Genomic DNA, 22,064 nt, shown 5'->3' on the forward strand with positions numbered 1-22,064 from the left:
CGAAGGGGGTCCCTCCCTGTTCGAGCGAAGCCGAGAACTTGGGGGCGCGTGCATGGCGTCGCGGGGCAGACGGGAATGTGACGACAGGGCCTAGGTCAGCTGCGAGGGCGGGCGAGTGGGGCGACCAGGGTGTCCGACTGCCGGGCGCGCCGCAAGGCGTTCGCGACGAAGCCGTTCGCCTTCAGTTCCTCGACGAGGTCGTGGAGGAAGCGGACGGTCTCGGGGTGGCGGGCCTTCGTCGTGCCGACCGCCTGTTGGATCTGCATGAACCGGTCCTCGATCAGACGGAGTTCGGGGTGCGCCGCGACGAACTCGGTCATCGGCTGCCTGATCCCGGCCGCGACCTCCAGCCCCTCGGCCCGAAACGCCTCGACCCCGTCCTCCCCGCGCACCACGCTCGCGTGCCGAAGCGTGCGGGAGAGGAAGAGGTCGTAGGCGGACCCGCGATTCACACCGATCCGTACGCCGGGACGGTCGACCTCGGCGGCGGTCGTCAGGTCCGAGTCGCGGGGGACGGCGTACACGCCCTCGATCACGACGTACGGCGCCGTGAACGCGACCTCGGCCTCACGTGCGGGCTCGACGGCCAGGAAGCACAGGTCGGCACGGCCCTCCGCCATCGCCTCGTACGACTTGCGGGCCGCGTCGAAGCACAGGAGTTCCACGGGAACGTCGAGGCGGGCGGCGATCTCCCGCGCGAGGTCGACGGTGATGCCGGCCGGGGCCGTCGGTGTGCCCTGGGCCAGCACGGGATTGCCCAGGTTGATCGAGGCCCGCAGGGTGCCGTGGGGCGCGAGGTCCTTGGCGATGGCGGGAGTTCCTGTCGTCATGAGCGGAGTGTAGATCGGGGCGGTGCGGCAACGCGGAGGGTGGACGGGCGGCGACGGATCGTGATCGCGCACGGCCACGCGGTGAACTCGCGACCGAAGAACCCCCGTTGATCTTCCCGATGCTGCACACTCCTTGCTGCGAAAGCCGCCTTGCCGCCAACGCCTTGCCGCGTGAGCGGAGCGGTAACACCTGGAGGTGTCATGCTGCAGATCAACACGAGCAAGGTCAGCCGCTGGGACCAGCACGGCCGCGAGCACGTCGTCCATGTCCAGCGCGCCGGTGTACAGCGCACGATCAGATGCGACACCTGCGGCTGGCGCAAGGGCGCGCAGTTCCTGCCGTGGCTGAAGGCGGAGGAACACCTCGCCGAGGCGCATCAGGCGACAGTGGACCCGACGGAGGGATAGTCCTCCGCCGGGTCCACCGGTCCACCGGTTCGCCGGTTCGCCGGGGTCACCGAATCACCGAATCACCGGGTCCACCGGTTCGCCGGGGCCGTGGATTCAGTCGATGCGGCGGCGCAGTCCGCGCAGGACGAGGGTGACGACCGTCGAGAACTCGGCCTCGATGCCCGGCTGTTCCCACTCGTGGGCGTAGGCGGGGTCGTGGAAACGGTTCGTGGCGTGGAAGACGGCGCGGGCCGTCGCGACGGAGTCGCCGTCCACGGTCATGAAGTCGCCCTCCATCACGCCGCGATGAATGATGTCCGAGAGCTGGTCGACCAGCTCGGCGACATGCTCCTCGACCACCGCGCTCGCCTCGTCGAGCAGCACCGAGTAGGTGGCGAACAACTCCGGATCATCGCCCGCCTTGTGCCGCTTGGCGGTGAACAGCGTCGCCAGCCAGTGTTCGAGCGCCTCCGGGGGTGGCGAGGACGAGGGCCTGGCGATCTCCGCGAGTATCTGCGACGTACGGTCCAGCCAGCGCTTCGTGACCGCCTCCCGCAGCGCCGCCTTCGTACGGAAATGACGGTAGACGCTGCCGTGGCTGACGCCGAGCGCGCGGGCCACGTCCACCACGGTGGCCTTCGCGGGCCCGTGGCGGCGCAGCGCCTCCTCGGTCGCCTCGAGGATGCGCTCGGCGGTCAGTGCTTCGGTGGTCGGTGCCATGTCGAAAACCGTACCTGGCGGCACTGTCAGCGGTCGGTGCCGAGATGCGACATCTGCGCCGCCGGGTAGCGGTCGCCCGCGGCGGCGTCCGCCGGCACGGCCTGCTCGATCGCGGCGAGGTCGGCGTCGTCGAGCGTGACGTCCAGCGCGCCGAGCGCCTCCGTCAGCCGCTCCCGGGTCCGCGCGCCGACCAGCGGCACGATGTCCTCGCCCCTCGACAACACCCACGCGATCGCGCTCTGCGCCACGCTGACGCCCTTCTGCTCGGCGATCTTCCGCAGCGCCTCGACGAGGGAGAGGTTGTGCTGGAGGTTCTCGCCCTGGAAGCGGGGGCTCATGGAGCGGAAGTCGGTCGGGGCCAGCTGCCGGTCGGCCGTGAAGTGGCCGGAGATCAGCCCGCGGGACAGCACGCCGTACGCGGTGATCCCGATGCCCAGCTCACGGGTGGTCGGCAGGACCTCGTCCTCGATGCCGCGCGAGATCAGCGAGTATTCGATCTGGAGGTCGGAGATGGGGGCGGTGGCGGCGGCCCGTCGGATGGTGTCGGCGCCTACCTCACTCAGGCCGATGTGCCTGACGTGCCCTTTCTCCACGAGCTCGGAGATCGCGCCGACCGTCTCCTCGATCGGGACGTTCGGGTCGAGCCGCGCGATCCGGTACACGTCGATGTGATCGACACCGAGGCGTTGCAGCGAGTACGCGGCGAAGTTCCGCACCGCGGCGGGGCGGCCGTCGTATCCGGACCAGCCGCCGTCCGGGTCGCGCAGGGCGCCGAACTTGACGCTGGTCAGCGCCTGCTCGCGCAGGGCCGCCGGAACCGCGCGCAGGGCCTCGCCGATCAGCATCTCGTTGTGGCCCATGGCGTAGAAGTCGCCGGTGTCGAGGAGCGTCACGCCCGCCTCGAGGGCGGCGTGGATGGTCGCGATCGACTCGGCCCGGTCCGCCTCGCCGTACAGCGCGGACATGCCCATGCAGCCGAGGCCGAGGGCGGAGACCTGGGGGCCGGTGGTTCCGAGGGGGCGGGTTTGCATGAGGACTCCCTGGTGTCCCTTGGGGGGTTGGTGCCCTTTCACGATGGCATGACAGATGACAGATTTCAATATCTGTCATCTGTCATCTGTCATCCGTCATCTGTCACTTGTCATCTGTCACCTGCCATCCGCTATCCGTTATCCGTTATCCGTCGCCCGCCACCCCCGGCCCCACTTTGGTCCAGACCTATTGACGACAGGTCTGGACCGCAGGCACTGTCATGCCTACGACACCTCACCGCACCCCCCACCGGGAGGCCTCGCATGATCCGTCGGAAGCTGCGCCTGTTCGCCCTCGCACTGACCGCAGCCGTCCTCGCCCCACTGTCGGTCGCCACCGCCCCCACCGCATCCGCCGCCGACACCTGCGCCGTGAAGTCCCGCCCGTCCGGAAAGGTTCTCCAGGGCTACTGGGAGAACTGGGACGGCTCTTCCAACGGAGTGCACCCGCCGTTCGGATGGACACCGATCACCGACTCCCGTATCGCCGCGCACGGCTACAACGTGATCAACGCGGCGTTCCCGGTCATCCGCTCCGACGGCACGGCGCTGTGGGAGGACGGGATGGACACCGGTGTGAAGGTCGCGACACCGGCGGAGATGTGCGCGGCCAAGGCGTCCGGGCAGACGATCCTGCTGTCGATCGGCGGGGCGGCGGCGGGCATCGACCTCAGTTCCTCCGCCGTCGCCGACAGGTTCGTCGCGACGATCGTGCCCATCCTGAAGAAGTACAACTTCGACGGCATCGACATCGACATCGAGACGGGCCTGGTCGGCAGTGGCAGCATCGGTCAGCTCTCCACGTCCCAGGCCAACCTGATCCGGATCATCGACGGCGTGCTGTCGCGCATGCCGGCCAGCTTCGGGCTGACCATGGCGCCGGAGACCGCGTACGTCACGGGTGGCAGCATCACGTACGGCTCGATCTGGGGCGCGTATCTGCCGATCGTCAAGAAGTACGCCGACAACGGGCGCCTGTGGTGGCTGAACATGCAGTACTACAACGGCAGCATGTACGGATGTTCCGGCGACTCCTACTCCGCGGGCACCGTTCAGGGCTTCACCGCGCAGACCGACTGCCTGAACAAGGGACTTGTCGTGCAGGGCACCACCATCAAGGTGCCCTATGACAAGCAGGTCCCGGGTCTGCCCGCCCAGTCGGGCGCCGGCGGCGGCTACATGTCACCGAGCCTGGTCTCCCAGGCGTGGCGGCACTACGGCACCGGCCTCAAGGGCCTGATGACCTGGTCGATCAACTGGGACGGCTCGAAGAACTGGACCTTCGGCGACAACGTCAAGGCGCTGCAGGGCCGTTGAGAACCAGGACGGCTCGGGGAGCAGCCCACTTCCAACGTGCCGCCGAAGCTCCCGGCGGGCCGCCGCAGCCCCCGGCTCGCCGCCGTAGTTCTCAGCGAGCCGCCGCAGTGAAGCCGGGAAGGATGAGGGTGAGCCAGCGATCGCGGACCTCGCGCGGCTGGTCGAGGGGAGCGGTGGCCAGCAAGAGGTAGAAGTCGGCGACGGTGACGTCCGGGTGGAGGTCACCGTCCGCCTGACCGGCTGTGATGAGCTCGGTCAGCGCGGCGGCCGCACGTGTGTCGTTCTCGGGCGCGTACGAGGCGCCGACTCCCTGCGCGGCGGCCTTCACCGCGTGGTCCTGGGCCGCGGCCTCGATGACGCGGGAGACGAGCGCGGTGAGCTCGGTCATGGCGTGCGCCCCCGCCCGCACGCGGTCTGCCGCCTCCTCCACGACCAGGGTCATCCGCTCGACATGCCGGGACAGGACCGCGCCGACGAGATCGGTCTTCGTGGGGTAGTGCCGGTAGAGCGTGCCCACCGCCACCCCGGCAGCCTCGGCGATCGCGTCCATGGGCACCTCGGGGCCGTGCCGCGTGATCAACAGGTGCGCCGCGTCGAGGATCTTCTTGCGGTTGCGGTGTGAACCGTGATTCATGATGAAAATGAGCCATAGTTCATGTTTGCCTGGCGTTCCCCGCCCCGCGAGGGGCCGACTCAAAGGTTTGGCCCATGTCCAGCAAGGTCGCCCTGGTCACCGGTGCCTCCTCCGGTATCGGTGAAGTCACCGCACTCAAGCTCCAGGAGCTCGGATACACCGTGTACGGTGCTGCCCGCCGGGTGGAGCGGATGTCCCGGCTCGCCGAGGCGGGCGTCCACGTCCTGCCCATGGACGTCACCGACACCGCCTCGATGCGGGCGGGTGTCGACGGGATCATCGCCGAATCGGGCCGTATCGACGTCCTCGTGAACAACGCGGGGTACGGGTCGTACGGGGCCGTCGAGGACGTACCGCTGGACGAGGCGCGTGCCCAGTTCGAGGTCAACATCTTCGGTGCCGCCCATCTGATCCAGCTCGTGCTGCCGCACATGCGGGCGCAGCGGAGCGGCACGATCGTCAACATCTCCTCCATGGGCGGCAAGATTCACACCCCGCTGGGCGGTTGGTACCACGGAACCAAGTTCGCCCTCGAAGGGCTCAGCGACTGCCTGCGCATGGAGGTCAAGCCGTTCGGCATCGACGTGGTCATCGTCGAGCCCGGAGCCATCAGGACGGAGTGGGGCGGCATCGCCGCGGACAACCTGCGCAAGACCTCCGGCGACACCGCGTACGCCACGCAGGCCGACGCGATGGCCGAGGCCCTGGGCTCCGAGAGCACCGCCCGCCGCAGCTCCCCACCCTCGGTCATCGCCGACACCGTCGCCAAGGCCGTCACGGCTCGCCGCCCCAGGACCCGGTACGCCGTCGGTTACGGGGCCAGGCCCCTCATCTTCCTGCGCCGCGCCCTGCCCGACCGCGCCTACGACGCGCTCGTCGCCCGCGCCATGGGCACACCGACCGGCGCTCGCCGCTAGCCGCCGCCAGGGCCTGTCTTTCGGGTCGGTCCGGGGCGGCGCGGATCGGCCCGGCGATCCAGCGAATCGGCCCGGCGATCCAAAAGAGCCCCCGGCTCCCGCATGACGGGAACCGGGGGCTCTTCACGGACAAGCCGGGTCAGCAGCCGATCAGGCGCGCGGCCAGGTAGCCCTCGATCTGGTCGAGGGAGACGCGCTCCTGCTTCATCGAGTCGCGCTCGCGCACCGTGACGGCGTTGTCGTCGAGGGTGTCGAAGTCGACCGTGACGCAGAACGGGGTGCCGATCTCGTCCTGGCGACGGTAGCGGCGGCCGATGGCGCCCGCGTCGTCGAAGTCGATGTTCCAGTGCTGGCGCAGGGCGGTGGCGAGGCCCTTGGCCTTCGGGGACAGCTCGGGGTTGCGGGAGAGCGGCAGGACGGCGACCTTGACCGGCGCGAGGCGCGGGTCGAGGCGCAGCACCGTGCGCTTCTCCATCTTGCCCTTGGCGTTGGGGGCCTCGTCCTCGACGTAGGCGTCCAGCAGGAACGCCAGCATCGCGCGGCCGACACCGGCGGCGGGCTCGATGACGTACGGAGTCCAGCGCTCGCCGGCCTCCTGGTCGAAGTAGGAGAGGTCCTGGCCGGAGGCCTTGGAGTGCGCGCCGAGGTCGTAGTCGGTGCGGTTGGCGACGCCCTCCAGCTCGCCCCACTCGTTGCCGCCGAAGCTGAAGCGGTACTCGATGTCGGCGGTGCGCTTGGAGTAGTGGGAGAGCTTCTCCTTGGGGTGCTCGAACCAGCGCATGTTCTCTTCGCGCAGACCGAGGCCGGTGTACCAGTTCCAGCGCTCCTGCATCCAGTACTCCTGCCACTTCTCGTCCTCGCCCGGCTTGACGAAGAACTCCATCTCCATCTGCTCGAACTCGCGGGTGCGGAAGATGAAGTTGCCGGGCGTGATCTCGTTGCGGAAGGACTTGCCCATCTGCGCGATGCCGAAGGGCGGCTTGCGGCGCGAGGTCTGCTGGACCTGGGCGAAGTTGGTGAAGATGCCCTGGGCCGTCTCGGGGCGCAGGTAGGCGACGGAGCCGCTGTCCTGCGTGGGGCCGAGGTGGGTGGTGAGCAGGCCCGAGAACTGCTTGGGCTCGGTGAACGTGCCCTTGTTGCCGCAGTTGGGGCAGTTGAGGTCGGCGAGGCCGTTCTCCGGGAGGCGGCCGTGCTTCGCCTCGTAGGCCTCCTCCAGGTGGTCGGCGCGGTAGCGCTTGTGGCAGGAGGTGCACTCGGTGAGCGGGTCGGTGAAGGTGGCGACGTGCCCCGACGCGACCCAGACCTCGGTCGCCAGGATCACCGACGAGTCGATACCGACGACGTCCTCGCGGGAGGTGACCATATAGCGCCACCACTGGCGCTTGATGTTCTCCTTGAGCTCGACGCCGAGCGGGCCGTAGTCCCAGGCGGCACGCTGTCCGCCGTAGATCTCACTACTGGGGAAAACGAAGCCACGGCGCTTGCTCAGGCTGACGATGGTGTCGATCTTGTCGGCGGCCACGGTGCTCTCTTCATTACGAACGGACGGCAGCGAATGATTCAGGTTACCGGCGCCGCCCACCCTCGTATCAAATCGGTTCGGGTACACCTCGCCTCATCGTGCCCCTTACCGGCTCATTCGCCGCCTCGTTTACCCGGGGCTTACCGAAGGCTTGTTGACAATCGTTTCCAGGTTTGTTGAAAATGACTGTCATGAACGTACGACGGCGCCTCGCCGCTTCTCGAATAAGCACTGCCGGGTCCGCGGCCCTGGCGGCCACCGCCGTCGGCCTCGGCGCCCTCACCGGCTGCTCGGCTTCCACGGCGGCCGACGGCAGGAGCGACGGGAAGCTCGACATCGTGGCGTCGTTCTACCCCATGCAGTACCTCGCCGAGCAGATCGGCGGGACGCACGTGCACGTCACGAGCCTGACCCAGCCCGGTCAGGAGCCGCACGACCTGGAGATCAGCGCCCGGCAGACCGCGCAGCTCCAGTCGGCGGACGCCGTCGTCTACCTCAAGAACCTGCAGCCGGCCGTCGACGACGCCGTGGCGCAGTCCGAGGTCAAGACCAAGATCGACGCCGCGTCGCTGACCACGCTGGAGAAGCACGGCAACGAGGTCGGCGGGCACGCGGCCTCGCACGACAGCTCCAAGGGCGAGGAGTCCGGCGCCGCCGACCCGCACATCTGGCTCGACCCGGTGAAGTACGGCCAGGTCGCCGAAGGGGTCGCCAAGGCCCTCAAGAAGGCCGACCCGAAGCACGCCGCGGACTACGACAAGAACATGACGGCGCTGCGGAAGAAGTTCGCCGATCTCGACACCCAGTACAAGACCGGGCTGGCGAACACCAGGACCAAGGTCTTCATCACCACGCACGCCGCCTTCGGCTACCTCGCCGAGCGCTACGGCCTCACCGAGGAGGCCATCAACGGTCTGGACCCGGAGTCGGAGCCCAGCGCGAACCGCGTGAAGGACCTTGAGAAGATGGCGAAGGCCGACGGCGTCTCGACGGTGTTCTACGAGACGCTCGTCAGCGACAAGACCGCCAAGACCATCGCCGGCGACGCGAACCTGAAGACGGACGTCCTCGACCCGATCGAGGGCATCACCGGCAAGTCCAGGGGCAGCGACTACTTCCAGGTCATGGAGTCGAACCTGAAGGCGCTGCGAACGGCGTTGGGCGCCAAGTGACACCCAGTCCCAGTTCCAGGAGGACAGCGTGAGCGAGCCCGTCATATCCCTGCGCGGCGTGACCGCCGAGCTGGGTTCGCGCCCCGTCCTGCGCGGCATCGACCTCACCGTGCACCGCGGTGAGGTCGTCGCGCTGCTCGGTGCCAACGGCTCCGGCAAGTCGACGGCCATACGCACCGTCATCGGCCAGGTCCCGGTCAGCGGCGGCGAGATAGAGATCTTCGGCACCCCGCGGCGCCGCTTCCGCGACTGGAAGCGGGTGGGGTACGTGCCGCAGCGCACGACCGCCGCGGGCGGCGTACCCGCCACGGTGACCGAGATCGTCGCCTCCGGCCGGCTCTCCCGCGCCCGCTTCGGCGTGCTGCGCAAGGCCGACCACGAGGCCGTACGGCGCGCCCTGGAGCTCGTCGGCATGGCGGACCGCGCCAAGGACTCGGTGAACGCCCTGTCGGGCGGCCAGCACCAGCGCGTACTGATCGCCCGCGCCCTCGCCTCCGAACCCGAGCTGCTGATCATGGACGAGCCGATGGCGGGCGTCGACCTCGCGAGCCAGGAGGTGCTGGCCCAGACCCTGCGCGAGCAGGTCGCGGCGGGCACCACCGTCCTGCTCGTCCTGCACGAGCTGGGCCCCCTGGAGCCACTGATCGACCGCGCGGTCGTCCTGCGTGACGGCTGCGTCCTGCACGACGGCCCGCCCCCGCGGGCGGTCGGCCAGCACGCGCTGCCCGGCCACGACCACGTACACCCGCACGCGGCTCACGACGCCGAACCGATCCGGACGGGACTGCTGAGCTGATGGACATCCTGAACTACGCCTTCATGCAGCGGGCCCTGCTCGCCGCCGTCCTGGTGGGCATCACCGCGCCCGCCGTCGGCATCTACCTCGTCCAGCGCCGCCAGGCCCTGATGGGCGACGGCATCGGCCATGTGGCGATGACCGGTGTCGGCCTCGGCTTCCTGCTCTCCACCAACCCGGTGTGGATGGCGACGGCCGTCTCCGTCCTCGGCGCCGTGATCATGGAACTGATCCGCTGGTACGGCAAGACGCGCGGCGACATCGCGCTCGCCATGCTCTTCTACGGCGGCATGGCGGGCGGCGTGATGTTCATCAACCTCGCGCCGGGCGGCTCAAACGCCAACCTGACCTCATACCTCTTCGGTTCCCTGTCCACGGTCTCCGAGTCCGACGTGACGGCGATCTGCGTGCTCGCGGCCTTCGTCGTCCTGGTCACCCTGGGCCTGCGCCGGCAGCTGTTCGCGGTCAGCCAGGACGAGGAGTTCGCGCGGGTGACGGGTCTGCCGGTGCGCGCCCTGAACCTGCTCACCGCCGTCACGGCCGCCGTCACCGTGACGGTCGCGATGCGGGTGGTCGGCCTGCTTCTGGTCAGTGCGCTGATGGTGGTCCCGGTGGCCGCCGCCCAGCAGCTCAGCCGCAGCTTCGCCGCCACCTTCGCGATCGCGGTGGCCATCGGTGTGAGCGTGACGATCGGCGGCACCGTGACGTCGTACTACCAGGACGTGCCGCCCGGTGCGACGATCGTGTTGCTGACCATCGGCGCGTTCATCGTGCTCACCGTGCTGGCGACCCCACTGGCGCGGCGCCGGGCCCGGGCCCTGGCCGCCTCGCAGGGGGCCGGAGACCCCGCGGAGTGCGCGATTCCGGCCACCCGTGGCCCCGAACGCAAGGTCGGCGTCTGACCACGCACAGTCCGGGCTGGCACAATGGCCGGGCAAGGGCAGACGTGAGGAGGCAACGGTGACAACCGCTGGATCGCCCGTTCGGGGCCGTTCCACCCGGCAGCGTGCCGCCGTGGCGGCGGCGCTCGACGAGGTGGACGAGTTCCGCAGTGCGCAGGAGCTCCACGACATGCTCAAGCACAAGGGTGACTCCGTCGGACTCACCACCGTGTACCGCACGCTGCAGTCCCTCGCCGACGCCGGCGAGGTCGACGTACTGCGTACCTCCGACGGCGAGTCCGTCTACCGCCGCTGCTCCACCGGCGAGCACCACCACCACCTCGTCTGCCGCGTCTGCGGCAAGGCGGTCGAGGTCGAGGGACCGGCCGTCGAGAAGTGGGCGGAGGCGATCGCGGTGGAGCACGGCTATGTGAACGTCGCGCACACGGTGGAGATCTTCGGTACCTGTGCGGAGTGCGCTGCCGCCAAGGGGTAACGGGGGGCTCGTTCTCTGGCTGCGGGTCGGTGGGGGCTGGGCGCGCCCACGCGGCGGAGCCGCACATGTGACAGCCCCGCGCCCCTGAGGGGCGCCCCTTCGGGGCTGCCCCGTTCCAAGGCAGCCCCGGTCCGTCGGGCGCGTCAGGCGCCCTCTGTGCGGCCCCTCATCGCGGCTTCCATGGCGAGCAGTTGCTCGTTCGGGACAGCGCCGCCGAAGCGGCGGTCGCGTTGGGCGAACTCGACGCACGCCCGCCACAGGTCGCGCCGGTCGAAGTCCGGCCACAGCACGTTCTGGAAGACCATCTCGGCGTAGGCGCTCTGCCAGAGCAGGTAGTTGGAGGTGCGCTGCTCGCCGCTCGGCCGCAGGAACAGGTCCACGTCGGGCATGTCCGGGTAGTAGAGGTACTTCGCGAAGGTCTTCTCGGTGACCTTCGACGGGTCGAGCCGGCCGGCCTTGATGTCCTGAGCCAGAGCCTGCGCGGCGTCGGTGATCTCGGCGCGACCGCCGTAGTTCATGCAGAAGTACAGCGTCAGCCGGTTGTTGTCCTTGGTCTGCTCCTGGGCGATCTGGAGCTCCTTGGCCACCGACTTCCACAGCTTGGGCATCCGGCCCACCCAGCGGACCCGGATGCCGAGTTCGTCGAGCTGGTCGCGGGTCTTGCGGATGAAGTCGCGGTTGAAGTTCATCAGGAAGCGCACCTCGTCGGGCGAGCGCTTCCAGTTCTCGGTGGAGAAGGCGTACAGCGAGATGGCGCCGACCCCCATCTCGATCGCGCCCTGCAGCACGTCGAGGACGCGCTCGGCGCCGACCTTGTGCCCCTCGGTGCGCGGCAGCCCGCGCTCCTTCGCCCAGCGCCCGTTCCCGTCCATCACGATCGCCACGTGGTTCGGGATCAGCTCACCGGGGAGCTTGGGCGCGACGGCACCGGACGGGTGGGGTTCCGGCGCCTTGTACTCGCGGCGCTGGCGTCCCAGGATCCCGCGTACGACCATGTGCTTCTCGTCTCCCTCGGTCTTACTTTTCCACGTACCGGAGTGAGCGCAGCCCGCGCTCCAGATGCCAGTGCAGATAGGCCGACACCAGCCCGCTGCCCTCCCGGACATACCGCGGCTCGCACGCGTCCGCGGTCTCCCAGTCTCCCGTCAGCAGCGCGCCGAGCAGTTCGAGGGCCCCCGCCGAGGGTACGACGCTGCCGGGCACCCGGCAGTCCACGCAGACGGAACCTCCCGCCGCGACCGAGAAGAACCGATTCGGTCCCGGCATCCCGCACTTCGCGCAGGCGCTGAAGCTGGGCGCGTAGCCGTTCACGGCGAGGGAGCGCAGCAGGAAGGCGTCGAGGACGAGGTGCGGCTCGTGCTCGCCCCGGGCGAGGGTGCGCAGCCCGCCGACGAGCAGCAGATACTGCTGCACGGCGGGCTCCCCCTCGTGATCGGTGAACCGCTCGGCGGTTTCGAGCATGGCCGTACCGGCGGTGTAGCGCGCGTAGTCCGTCACGATCCCGCCGCCGTACGGAGCGATCGTCTCGCTCTGCGTGCACAGCGGCAGGCCGCGCCCGATCAGCTCGCTCCCCCGCGCGAAGAACTGCACGTCCACGTGCGAGAAGGGTTCGAGCCGCGCCCCGAACTTCGACTTGGTCCGCCGCACGCCACGGGCCACGGCCCGTACGCGGCCGTGACCGCGGGTGAGCAGCGTGATGATCCGGTCCGCCTCACCCAGCTTCTGGGTGCGCAGCACGATGCCGTCGTCGCGGAACAGACTCATGGGGCCATTCTCGCGTACGCGAGGGCATGCACCGGCGGGTGCCGTACTTCTTGCAAGCGAACACGGCCGACTCGCCTGGCGGCCGGCCGCGGCGGAGGAGGCCATGGCATACGTCGGTCCGCCCACGCCGGACGAGCAGGCGTGGGTCGACGATTTCATGAACCGCGTCACTCGGCCCACGCCCACGGCCGAGCAGTCGCAGGGTGCCGCGTGACCCGCTCAGGCCCGTGGTCCATGACGCCGGGGCGCTGATCGCCGCGGAACGGCACCACACCGCTCTCCGGCGAGCCCACCGGCGTGGCACCGGCCTGGCGGGACGGCGCCCGCCAGGCCCAGTCGGCCCGGATCCTCAACGGCTGTGAGGTACCCGTACTCGATCACGCAGTCGCCAGGAGGGTGGGGGCGCTCTTGGGACAGGCCGTAACGTCACCGCTCACGGGACCTCACCGCGGCTGCGTGCGTTCGCATACGCCGTGGCCGCGCTGAGCCGCTCCGCCGCGGTGGCCCGCCGGACCGTGTCCGGGGCGACGTCCCACTCTTTGCCCCCACCCAGCGGTCTCAGCTGTACATACGGTCCCTCGTGTCCCATCACCATGCCCACCTTCTCTGTGCGCGTGTCGACGACGTACGAGCCGATCGGCGGCTTCATCGGCGGCCTCACCGCAGCGCCGCCACGAGCCGGGCCGCGACCTCCATGGAGCAACCGCCCAATTCGACGCGCGGACAAGGTGCCTCGCGCGCCGAACTCGCCGGGTCGATCCGGAGCGACGGCAACGTAATTCCGGCCCTCTTCAGTGCCGCCCGCAATTCCTTCACCGTTACCTCCGCCTCTTCGACGCAGAGCGCCGAGTGTTGTGCCTTCACCCTGTTCCCCTGACTTTCCGAGTTTCACTCTTCGCGTCTCCAGAGTGACGCTCCGCATCTACACTCGGCAGGAGTCTGTCCTCTACAAGTTCGGCGCAGCGTAAGGGGTTTGGCCATGGCCAACGGTTCGCGGCAGGCGGCGTGGGAGTTCTTCGGGGCGGAGCTGAAACGACGGCGGGAAGATGCCGGTTTCACCCAGGTGGAGCTGGGGGCGCGGGTATTCGTCTCCGGGGGTTACATCGGCCAGTTCGAACAGGCCATTCGGAAACCACAGTTGGATGTGGCCCAACGGATCGACGAGCTCCTACAAACCGACGGCTTTTTCGAGCGCACGTGGCAAAAACTGATTGACGACAAGCGGTACGCGGATTACTTCGCGGAGGTGGTGGAGCTTGAGAGGACGGCGACGAGGATCGCGGAGTTCGCGCCCGCACTCGTACCGGGCTTGTTGCAGACGCCCGCGTACGCGCGTGCGGTAATGCTGGCGGGCAACCCGTTCGTCACCGACGCGTACATCGAGGAGAAGGTGACGGCCCGCATGGAGCGGGCGCAGATCCTGAGCGACGCTACACGCCCTGTGTATTGGGCAATCCTGCATGAGCACGTGGTACGGATCCCGGTCGGCGGCGGGGCCGAAATGGCCAAGCAGTTGGATCACATCGCGGACCTGGTGCGGCAGCGGAAAGTCTTAGTGCAGGTGCTGCCGACCAGCGCGGGAGCTTACCCACTCATGGGCCGGATGCTGACGCTCATGGAGTTCGAGGACGCCCCGCCAACTGCCTATACAGAGGCGGTGTATTCGGGCAATCTGCTGGACGATCCAGGCCTGGTGAAGCGAGTGCAGCAGACATACGATCTGCTCAGGGCCGCCGCACTGCCGCCGGAGGCGACCCCGGCCCTGCTCTCGTCGGCGGCGGAGGACCACAGACGATGCGCGAGTACGACCTGAGCTCGGCTCAGTGGCGCAAGAGCAGCTACAGCGACGACAACGGCGGCAGCTGCATCGAGGTCGCGTACGACTTCCCCGGCGCCGCCCGCTGGCGCAAGAGCACCTACAGCGACGACAACGGCGGCGAGTGCCTCGAAGTCGCCGACGGAGTCCCCGGCATCATCCCCGTCCGTGACAGCAAGGTCACCGACGGCCCCGTCCTCCTCATCGGGCCCCTCGCCTGGACGGCGTTCCTCCGTACCGTCGCGGAGTGAGCCTGACGCACGGCCCCGCGGCACGCACTAGTGTGATGCCGGGGAACAGGCGTGCGACACAGGGGATTTGGGAAAGGTAACCGGCCATGCCGCTGAGCACCGGGGAATCGGAGTCCATCGGGTCGATAGGCGGCTACACGCTCGTCGACCGGCTCGGCAGCGGCGGTATGGGCGTCGTCTACCTGGGACGTTCCGCCTCGGGACGGCAGGTCGCGGTCAAGGTCGTACACGCGCAGTACGCGCAGGACGAGGAGTTCCGCGTCCGCTTCCGGCAGGAGATCTCCGCGGCCCGCCGGGTGAGCGGAGCGTTCACCGCTCCCGTGGTGGACGCCGATCCGGACGCCGAAGTGCCGTGGATGGCAACGTTGTACGTGCCGGGCCGGACGCTGGCCGAGATCGTGGCGATGGAAGGCCCGTTGGGCGGGGACGCGCTGCGCACGCTGGCGCTGGGGCTCGTCGAGGCGCTGCGGGACATCCACCAGGCGGGCGTGGTGCACCGGGACCTGAAGCCGAGCAACGTCCTGGTGGCCGAGGACGGTCCGCGCGTCATCGACTTCGGTATCTCGCGCGCCGCCGACAACCAGGCCCTCACCGTGACGGGACGGCTGATCGGCACCCCGCCCTTCATGTCCCCGGAGCAGTTCGCCTCGCCCCGGGACGTCACCGCCGCCTCGGACGTGTTCTCGCTGGGCTCGCTACTGGTGTACGCGGCCACCGGCAACCGTCCCTTCGACGGCGGCAGCCCGTACATGACCGGCTATCAGGTGGTGCACGAACAGCCGGTGCTGGACGGCGTACCGGAGCCCCTCAGGGGCATCGCCGAGCGCTGCCTGGACAAGGACGCGACCGCCCGGCCCGACCTCACCGAGCTGCACCGGCTGTTCAGGGATCTGCCGGACGTGACGACCGCGCCGGCGGCGTCGGGCAGGCCGACCGTCGCGGGCGGACGGAGGACCGCCCGGAGGCACGGTGACACGACGACCTCGACCGGCACCGTCCGCCGCGGTCGGCGGGTGCGCCTCCTCGTCGCCCTCGGCGCCGCCCTGGCCGTCACGGCGGTGTCCGCGTCGGTGTACTACATGGTGGCGCGCCCGAAGAGCACCGAGGGCACGCCCGGCGGGCGGGCCGCCGCGTCCCGCGCCGCCGCTTCTCCCGCCGCGGCGCTCCCCACCGGCTGGAAGCCCTGGCGCGCGAACCTCACCCAGGCCCCGGACAAGGCGTACGCGGACATCTCCATCAGCGGCTCGGAGTCCGGCTGCGTGTCCGGCGGCTCCTCCCTGTACTGCGCGGGAACCGGCTTCACGGTCGCCAAGCTCGACGCCGCCTCCGGCCGCGTCGAGTGGCGGGCCGGCCACACCCCGCAGACCACGCTGCCGCTCGGCGTCCGGGACGGGATCGTGTACACCTACGAGAAGCCGGGCCTGAACGTGCGCGAGACCTGGCGGCTGGTCGCCCTCGACGCCGGCACCGGAAAACGGCTCTGGTACCGCCCGATCAACGAAGTCCGGCCCGCCGTCCTGTTCGACGGCGGCGTCCTGGCGAAGTCGGACGACGGGGACGACGGGACGGAGTTCGTCGCCTTCGACGCCAGGACGGGCAAGGACCTGTGGCGGACACCGGCGAAGTCGTCGGCGGGCAACTCCTGCACCCCACTGGCCCTGGACGGCGTCCCCTATGGCCTGTGCACGCCGGAGAACACCGACACGGGCTCGACCGGCCTGGTGCGCCTCGACCCGGCCGACGGCACGGCGCACGACCTCGCCACACTCCCCCGCGGGGTGGTGTCGCTCGGCACCGTCGGCGGGCAGCCGCTGTTCGCGGTGCCACGGAACGCGGCGGAGGACGCGTTCGCCGACGACACGGACACACCGTACTCAAGCCTGCTGAGGGTGAACCCGACCAGCGGCGCCCTCGTCCGGATCCCCCTGGCGGGCCCCCCACGCGGCTCGGTCACCCTCCTCGACGGCGTCGTGTACTTCGTCCGGCCCGACGGGACCGTCACCGCGGTCGGGGTGACCGACGGCGCCCGGCTCTGGCAGCGTGAGACACAGATCGAGAATCTGTCGAAGCCGGCGTTGTCGACGACGTACCACGACCTCTTCTTCGCCAACCGCTACGGCCGGCTGCTCGCGCTCGACCGCGCGACCGGCGCCACGCGGTGGAACACGGACAAGCTGGACAACCCCGGGAACTCGCCGGAGACCACGGTCCCGAGCCTGCTGCTCGTGAAGGACGCCATCGTCGCCGTGGCGGGCGACACCGCCTTCTCCGTACGCCCGGACCGCCCCAAGGCCGGACCGAAGCCGGCCGCGACCAAGAAGTGACCCACGCCGTCGGCCGACCGCTTCACCGGCGCCTCACCGGTTCACCGAGACCAGACCCGCCTCATAGGCGATGATCACCAGCTGGACCCGGTCCCGTGCGTCCAGCTTGGACAGCAGGCGGGTCAGGTACGTCTTCGCCGTGGCGACGCTGATGAAGAGCCGTTCGGCTATCTCGGCGTTGGACAGACCCGTGCCGACCAGGGTGAGGACCTCGCGTTCGCGGTCCGTGATCGCGGTCAGGTCGCGACGTGGACGCGCCGGCTCGGAGGAGCGGGCGGAGGTGAAGTCCTGGATCAGGCGACGGGTGACGCTGGGGGCGATGAGGGCGTCGCCGGCCGCCACGACCCGTATGGCACCGATGATGTCGTCCAGAGCCATGTCCTTGACCAGGAACCCCGACGCGCCGGCGCGCAGCGCCCCGTACACGTAGTCGTCGTCGTCGAAGGTGGTCAGGACGACGATCCTCGACTCGCCCGCACCCGCCGTGATCCGACGGGTCGCCTCTATGCCGTCCACACCCGGCATGCGGATGTCCATCACCACGACGTCGGGCCGGAGTTCCTCGGCGCGGGTCACCGCCTCCTCGCCGTCCGCGGCCTCCCCCACCACCTCCACGTCCTCGATGTCGGCGATGACCATCCGCAGGGCCGTGCGGATCAGCTGCTGGTCGTCGGCGAGGACGACACGGACCGGCATCAGACGGCCACCGTCGCCGACGTCGCCGTCACCGTCGCCGGGACCGGGACCGGGAGGCGGGCCGTCACCCGGAAGCCGCCCTCGGGACGGGGTCCCGCCGTGAACTCGCCGTGCAGCAGGGCCACCCGCTCGCGCATCCCGACCAGGCCGAAGCCGGTGTCGGTGGTGCCGCCCCGGCCCCGGCCGTCGTCGGTGACTTCCACGGTCACGCATTCCTCCAGGTAGTCGACCGTCACCCGGCAGGCGGTCGTCTCCGCGTGGCGTACGACGTTCGTGACCGACTCCTGGACGATCCGGAAGACGGAGAGGTCGATGTCCGGGGGGAGTTGGCGGCGCGCGCCCTTCCAGTGGACGTCGACCTGAACGCCCGCCGCCGTTGTCGCGGCGGCCAGGCGGTCGAGGTCGGCGAGCCCCTCGGCCGGGCGCAACCGGTCGGCCTCGACCGAGGCGGCGGCCCGGTCCTGGTCCCGGTCACGGTCCTGCTCCCGGTCCTGGTCCGCCTGGCGCAGGGCGACCAGCATCCGGCGCAGCCCCGACAAGGTCTCCCGCCCGGTCGTCTCCACCGCCGTCATCGCCTCGCGCGCGGCATCCGGCTGGGTGTGGACGACGCGGGCCGCCGCCCCGGCCTGGAGGGCGATGATGCCGATGCTGTGGGCGACCATGTCGTGCATCTCGCGGGCGATCCGCAGGCGTTCGTCGGTGACCGCCTGGGTCGCGGCCTGGGCGCGGAGCTTCTCGCCGTACTCGCGGGTGCGGTGGGAGGCGTCGCCGAGGAGCCAGGCGACGACGGCCGTCAGCGCCACGGTCAGCTCCTCCAGCGTGCCGATGCCCCATCCGCGCAGCAGCCGTACGGTCTCCCAGACCAGCAGAACGGCGAGCGCCATGGAGAGGGCGGTGACTCCGGTACGGCGGGGGCGGCCTGCCGCGATGAAGTAGAGGGCGAGGTCGACGGCGAGGAACTGGGCCAGTTGGATCGCTCCCACGGCCAGGTTGGTGGTGAGGAAGGCGGCGGCCGCAAGGAGCAGGGTGAGGGCCCTCAGCGGCCGTCGGTGCAACCACATGCTGCCGAGCAGCGCCAGAGCGCAGGCCACGGACAGGATCAGCAGACCGTCCCAGCGGTAGAACTGGGCGGCGACACGCACGTTGGCCGTCATCTCACCGGGGAGCCGGATGCGGGCGAGGAAGGTGAACGCCGTGCTCGCGCACCAGGCCAGGGCCACCCAGGCAGCGGGCGGCACGAGCTTGAGGCGGGGCGGGAGCGGCATGGCATGCATGCGGCGATCGTAGGCACGGGGGCCGTGGACGGGCATCGGTCCGTGGACGTACACCCCTGGTCGACACCGGGCGGGGAGAGTGTCGGCCACGGGGCGATACCGCGCGCGGGGTGCCGACGAGACGGTGGTCGGTGTGATCGAAGTCAACGAACTGACCAAACGGTACGGCGACACCACCGCCGTACGGAATCTGACATTCCAGGTGCGCCCGGGGCGCGTCACCGGGTTCCTCGGCCCGAACGGCGCGGGCAAGACGACGACGCTGCGCATGCTACTCGGCCTGATCGGGCCGACCGGCGGGAGCGCGACGATCGACGGGCAGCCGTTCCGGCGTCATCCGCGCGGGCTGCGGCACGTGGGCGCGCTGCTCGACGCGGGCGATGTGCACGGCGGGCGCAGCGCGCGGGCCCATCTGGAGGCGCTGGCGCGGAGCAATCGCATCCCCCGGAGCCGGGTCGACGAGGTGCTGGAGGAGGTGGGGCTCGCGGGGGCGGCGGCGCGGCGCAGGGTCGACGGTTTCTCGCTGGGCATGCGGCAGCGGCTCGGCATCGCCACCGCGCTGCTCGGCGAACCTCCGGTGCTGCTCTTCGACGAACCCCTCAACGGGCTCGATCCGGAGGGTGTGTTGTGGGTGCGGGAGCTTTTTCGCAGGCTCGCGGCCGAGGGCCGTACCGTCTTCGTCTCCAGTCATCTGATGTCCGAGATGGAGCACACCGCGGACGAGCTGATCGTCATCGGCCGGGGTGAGCTGATCGCCTCGGAGAGCGTGACCGAGTTCGCGGCGCGCGGCACCCGGCCGACGGTGACCGTGCGGACGCCGGACCTCGCGAAGCTCACGGCCGTGCTGTCCGAGGAGGGCGCGGCGGTGGCGCCGTACGACGACCGGACCCTCAAGGTGACCGCCCTGAGCGCGGCGCGCATCGGTGAACTCGCCTTCCGGCACCGGATCCTGCTCGAGGAACTGACCCCGCAGACCGCGTCCCTGGAGGCCGCCTTCATGGAACTGACCGCCGGCAGTACCGAGTTCCTCGCTGGAGACGCCCGATGACCGCTCTCGTCCTCACCCCCGCTCCCGCACACCCCGCCGCGCGGTTCACCGATCTCCTCGCCGCCGAGTGGATCAAACTCCGTTCCCTGCGCTCGACCTACTGGGCACTCGGCGCGGGCGCCCAAGCCGTCATCGGCTTCAACGCCAACGCGGCGCGGGTGCACGCCCACGACTATCCGCGCTTCACCCCCCAGATGCGCTCCTTCGCCTGGGAGTTGGCCTTGCGCGACGCCTTCACCGACGGATCGGCACTGATCCTGATCCTCGCGGCGGCGAGCATCGGCGCGATCACGGTCGTCGGGGAGTACTCGACGGGCCTGATCCGTACGACCCTCGCGGCCGTCCCGGACCGGCGTGCCGTGATGGCGGCGAAGGTCGTGGTGGTGACGACGGTCATGACGCTGTACGGCGCGTTCGTCGCGAGTGCCTCCTTCGCCTCGACGCAGGCCATCCTCACCACCCGTCACGCCTCGGTGTCGATCACCCACTTCGGTGCCCTGCGCGTGGTCGTCGCCTCCGCGCTGCTCGCCCCGGTCTGCGCGCTGGCGGGCATGGCCCTGGGAGCCCTGATCCGGCACAGCGCGAGCACGATGGTCGCCGTCACCGCCGTCCTGCTCCTCGTGCCCAGTTTCATCACCGACCGCTACCGCTGGACGGCCGCCCTACGGCACGGCATGCCCGTCAACGCCTGGACGCGGCTGACCGACATCGCCTACGGCCGCGATCCCTTCACCCGGCTCCCGCGCTACGGGGCGACGGTGACGGGCAGTTGGGTGGTGCTGGGGGCGTGGGCGGTGGCGTCGGCGGTGATCGTCGTGGTGGCGGTGGACCGCCGGGACGTGTGAAAGGCCGTACGGGACAGGCGCGTTCGGGTTTGTCAGTGGGCGGCCGTACTGTGCACCCAACGCACACAACGCCGTACGGCATCACGCGCACTGGAGGAACCATGTCCGCGAGCGCCCGTCTCGTCACCACGCTCGCAGGCCCGCTGGAGTCGGCCACGGCCGGCTTCCCAGGAGAGCGGTGCCTGCCCGGCCGGACGCTGATCCTCCAGAGCGACGACACCCAGGTGGCCGCGTACGACCTGGCCGCGGCGCTCGCGGGTGAGGCGTCGGTGGCCCGCTTCCCCAGGCCGTGGCCGCGGCGTTTCGGCACATGCACCGTGTCGCCGGGGCTGGACGTCGCCGTCTTCGCGGGCGTGCACGCGGTGCGGGCGGTGGACCGGCGGGGCGCCACCCTGTGGGAGGTGCGGCACGGCTGCTGGGAGGGGAGCTGCCGGGAGATGCACGCCTCGTTCGACGAATACGGCGAGAACGATGGAAACGGTGGAAACGGCGACAGCCGTGGGCACTTGTACGCCGACAGCGGCTCGGTGGTCTTCTCCGCGGACGGCAAGCTCGTGTGGGCCCATGTCCGCGGGCCGCTCGCGGTGGGGGACGAGGATCCGGACGTGATCGAGGAGTGGCTGGTGCTGGACGCCACGGACGGGACGGTCCTCGGGCAGGCGGACACCCAGACCGTGGCCGCCGGTTCGGGGCACGTGTCGCACCCGGACCCCGGACAGATGGGGCTGAGCGTCGGCGAGGGGCAGGACGGGGCGCCGCTGCTGTGGGGTCGCTGGGACGGTGAGCGGCTCTCCGTCGAACGGATCGACGACGACCGGTGTCTGCTCGCCGTGAGCCCGTCGGGTGAGCACTTCCTGACCGTGACCCACTATCAGGAGCTCCTGTCCCTGCACCGGGCCGAGGACGGCTCGGTGGTGTCGGAGCTGGACGCGGAGGAGGTCGTTCCCGATCACCCCGCCCTGGATCCGGACAACGACGAGCCCGAGGTGCGCTGGGACTACTACGGCGGCTTCGTCGACGAGCACACCGTCATCGCGGGCACCACCGAGGCCGACGAGGAGTACGGGCCGGGGCGGCACTGGCTGGTCGACGTACGGGACATGCGACTGCTCGGCGAGATCATCTACCCGCTCCCGATATCCGGCGTGCCCAACCCCCTGGGCGACGGCAGCTGGTACACGGTCGCCGAGGACACGAAGGAACTCCAGGTGTGGCGCCTGGCCGGCGTCTAGGTCCTGTCGTCAAATTCCCGTCGTCCGCCCGGAGGGCGGGCCCTGCGGCGTCAGGTACGTGCTCTCGGCGTGCCGGGCACAGGCCCTCGTACTGGACGTACTTGGGTC

The 22,064-nt window shown here is 70.0% G+C and carries 23 protein-coding genes; 13 read left to right on the forward strand and 10 right to left on the reverse strand.

The features are described 5' to 3' along the window. Positions 1-95 precede the first annotated feature (95 nt). On the reverse strand, positions 96-830 hold the full coding sequence (locus tag ACFVWD_RS51420) for a transporter substrate-binding domain-containing protein (RefSeq protein ID WP_389605544.1): 735 nt from the start codon (positions 828-830) through the stop codon (positions 96-98). 201 nt (positions 831-1,031) lie between these two features. Between ACFVWD_RS51420 and ACFVWD_RS51425 the strand changes: the two genes are divergently transcribed. Beyond that, positions 1,032-1,238 carry a hypothetical protein gene (locus ACFVWD_RS51425; RefSeq protein WP_054235491.1) on the forward strand — a complete coding sequence of 69 codons (207 nt, stop codon included), beginning with the start codon at positions 1,032-1,034 and terminating at the stop codon, positions 1,236-1,238. A gap of 96 nt (positions 1,239-1,334) precedes the next feature. Here ACFVWD_RS51425 and ACFVWD_RS51430 read toward each other — a convergent pair whose 3' ends face one another. Then, positions 1,335-1,940, reverse strand: a complete 606-nt coding sequence (locus ACFVWD_RS51430; RefSeq protein WP_168491322.1) for a TetR/AcrR family transcriptional regulator — start codon at positions 1,938-1,940, stop codon at positions 1,335-1,337. Positions 1,941-1,966: 26 nt separating this feature from the next. Beyond that, positions 1,967-2,971, reverse strand: coding sequence for an aldo/keto reductase (locus ACFVWD_RS51435; RefSeq protein ID WP_389605546.1), 1,005 nt, complete (start codon positions 2,969-2,971; stop codon positions 1,967-1,969). 264 nt (positions 2,972-3,235) lie between these two features. Between ACFVWD_RS51435 and ACFVWD_RS51440 the strand changes: the two genes are divergently transcribed. Further along, positions 3,236-4,288: a chitinase gene (locus ACFVWD_RS51440; protein WP_389605548.1), complete on the forward strand. Its 1,053-nt coding sequence runs from the start codon at positions 3,236-3,238 to the stop codon at positions 4,286-4,288. A gap of 91 nt (positions 4,289-4,379) precedes the next feature. Here ACFVWD_RS51440 and ACFVWD_RS51445 read toward each other — a convergent pair whose 3' ends face one another. Then, positions 4,380-4,922, reverse strand: coding sequence for a TetR/AcrR family transcriptional regulator (locus tag ACFVWD_RS51445; RefSeq protein WP_389605550.1), 543 nt, complete (start codon positions 4,920-4,922; stop codon positions 4,380-4,382). 74 nt (positions 4,923-4,996) lie between these two features. On the opposite strand from ACFVWD_RS51445, the gene ACFVWD_RS51450 reads away from it, so the two are divergent. Further along, positions 4,997-5,839, forward strand: a complete 843-nt coding sequence (locus tag ACFVWD_RS51450; protein ID WP_389605551.1) for an oxidoreductase — start codon at positions 4,997-4,999, stop codon at positions 5,837-5,839. A 139-nt stretch (positions 5,840-5,978) separates the two neighbouring features. Here the strand turns inward: ACFVWD_RS51450 and ACFVWD_RS51455 are convergent, their stop codons facing one another. Further along, complete coding sequence (locus ACFVWD_RS51455) at positions 5,979-7,361, reverse strand: glycine--tRNA ligase (protein ID WP_060901977.1); 1,383 nt, start codon at positions 7,359-7,361, stop codon at positions 5,979-5,981. A 191-nt stretch (positions 7,362-7,552) separates the two neighbouring features. On the opposite strand from ACFVWD_RS51455, the gene ACFVWD_RS51460 reads away from it, so the two are divergent. Genes ACFVWD_RS51460 through ACFVWD_RS51475 form a run of 4 tightly spaced genes read left to right on the forward strand, consistent with a single transcriptional unit; the run spans position 7,553 to position 10,706 of the window. Further along, positions 7,553-8,533 carry a metal ABC transporter substrate-binding protein gene (locus ACFVWD_RS51460; RefSeq protein ID WP_389605552.1) on the forward strand — a complete coding sequence of 327 codons (981 nt, stop codon included), beginning with the start codon at positions 7,553-7,555 and terminating at the stop codon, positions 8,531-8,533. A gap of 28 nt (positions 8,534-8,561) precedes the next feature. Further along, on the forward strand, positions 8,562-9,329 hold the full coding sequence (locus ACFVWD_RS51465; protein WP_389605553.1) for a metal ABC transporter ATP-binding protein: 768 nt from the start codon (positions 8,562-8,564) through the stop codon (positions 9,327-9,329). After that, a complete protein-coding gene (locus ACFVWD_RS51470; protein WP_389605554.1) occupies positions 9,329-10,231 on the forward strand; it encodes a metal ABC transporter permease in 903 nt (300 codons plus the stop codon). The genes ACFVWD_RS51465 and ACFVWD_RS51470 overlap by 1 nt, the downstream gene beginning before the upstream one ends. Before the next feature lie 58 nt (positions 10,232-10,289). After that, positions 10,290-10,706 carry a Fur family transcriptional regulator gene (locus tag ACFVWD_RS51475; RefSeq protein WP_054235481.1) on the forward strand — a complete coding sequence of 139 codons (417 nt, stop codon included), beginning with the start codon at positions 10,290-10,292 and terminating at the stop codon, positions 10,704-10,706. A gap of 143 nt (positions 10,707-10,849) precedes the next feature. Here the strand turns inward: ACFVWD_RS51475 and ACFVWD_RS51480 are convergent, their stop codons facing one another. The 3 genes from ACFVWD_RS51480 to ACFVWD_RS51490 all read right to left on the reverse strand — a co-directional run bounded on the left by ACFVWD_RS51480 (position 10,850) and on the right by ACFVWD_RS51490 (position 13,119). Then, positions 10,850-11,701, reverse strand: coding sequence for an isoprenyl transferase (locus ACFVWD_RS51480; RefSeq protein ID WP_389605555.1), 852 nt, complete (start codon positions 11,699-11,701; stop codon positions 10,850-10,852). 22 nt (positions 11,702-11,723) lie between these two features. Beyond that, positions 11,724-12,470, reverse strand: coding sequence for a DNA repair protein RecO (gene recO, locus ACFVWD_RS51485; protein WP_054235479.1), 747 nt, complete (start codon positions 12,468-12,470; stop codon positions 11,724-11,726). A 433-nt stretch (positions 12,471-12,903) separates the two neighbouring features. Then, the gene (locus ACFVWD_RS51490; protein ID WP_389605556.1) at positions 12,904-13,119 is read right to left on the reverse strand and encodes a hypothetical protein; all 216 of its coding nucleotides are present in this window, start codon (positions 13,117-13,119) and stop codon (positions 12,904-12,906) included. Positions 13,120-13,449: 330 nt separating this feature from the next. Between ACFVWD_RS51490 and ACFVWD_RS51495 the strand changes: the two genes are divergently transcribed. The 3 genes from ACFVWD_RS51495 to ACFVWD_RS51505 all read left to right on the forward strand — a co-directional run bounded on the left by ACFVWD_RS51495 (position 13,450) and on the right by ACFVWD_RS51505 (position 16,861). Then, complete coding sequence (locus ACFVWD_RS51495) at positions 13,450-14,283, forward strand: helix-turn-helix domain-containing protein (RefSeq protein ID WP_389605557.1); 834 nt, start codon at positions 13,450-13,452, stop codon at positions 14,281-14,283. After that, positions 14,265-14,537: a DUF397 domain-containing protein gene (locus ACFVWD_RS51500; protein ID WP_389605558.1), complete on the forward strand. Its 273-nt coding sequence runs from the start codon at positions 14,265-14,267 to the stop codon at positions 14,535-14,537. Before ACFVWD_RS51495 ends, ACFVWD_RS51500 begins: the two co-directional genes overlap by 19 nt. An 86-nt stretch (positions 14,538-14,623) precedes the next feature. Continuing rightward, on the forward strand, positions 14,624-16,861 hold the full coding sequence (locus ACFVWD_RS51505) for a PQQ-binding-like beta-propeller repeat protein (protein ID WP_389605559.1): 2,238 nt from the start codon (positions 14,624-14,626) through the stop codon (positions 16,859-16,861). 33 nt (positions 16,862-16,894) lie between these two features. On the opposite strand, the gene ACFVWD_RS51510 is transcribed toward ACFVWD_RS51505, so the two are convergent. After that, on the reverse strand, positions 16,895-17,557 hold the full coding sequence (locus tag ACFVWD_RS51510) for a response regulator (protein ID WP_389605560.1): 663 nt from the start codon (positions 17,555-17,557) through the stop codon (positions 16,895-16,897). Beyond that, complete coding sequence (locus tag ACFVWD_RS51515; RefSeq protein ID WP_389605562.1) at positions 17,557-18,831, reverse strand: sensor histidine kinase; 1,275 nt, start codon at positions 18,829-18,831, stop codon at positions 17,557-17,559. The genes ACFVWD_RS51510 and ACFVWD_RS51515 overlap by 1 nt, the downstream gene beginning before the upstream one ends. Positions 18,832-18,964: 133 nt before the next feature. On the opposite strand from ACFVWD_RS51515, the gene ACFVWD_RS51520 reads away from it, so the two are divergent. The 3 genes from ACFVWD_RS51520 to ACFVWD_RS51530 all read left to right on the forward strand — a co-directional run bounded on the left by ACFVWD_RS51520 (position 18,965) and on the right by ACFVWD_RS51530 (position 21,956). Continuing rightward, entirely contained in the window at positions 18,965-19,879 is a 915-nt protein-coding gene (locus ACFVWD_RS51520; protein ID WP_389605564.1) for an ABC transporter ATP-binding protein, read from the forward strand. Continuing rightward, the gene (locus ACFVWD_RS51525) at positions 19,876-20,724 is read left to right on the forward strand and encodes an ABC transporter permease (protein WP_389605566.1); all 849 of its coding nucleotides are present in this window, start codon (positions 19,876-19,878) and stop codon (positions 20,722-20,724) included. Before ACFVWD_RS51520 ends, ACFVWD_RS51525 begins: the two co-directional genes overlap by 4 nt. A gap of 101 nt (positions 20,725-20,825) precedes the next feature. Beyond that, positions 20,826-21,956, forward strand: a complete 1,131-nt coding sequence (locus ACFVWD_RS51530) for a hypothetical protein (RefSeq protein WP_389605567.1) — start codon at positions 20,826-20,828, stop codon at positions 21,954-21,956. The last annotated feature ends 108 nt before the right edge of the window (positions 21,957-22,064 follow it).

This window comes from Streptomyces sp. NPDC058086 (assembly GCF_042885015.1).
In the GTDB taxonomy this organism is placed as follows: domain Bacteria; phylum Actinomycetota; class Actinomycetes; order Streptomycetales; family Streptomycetaceae; genus Streptomyces.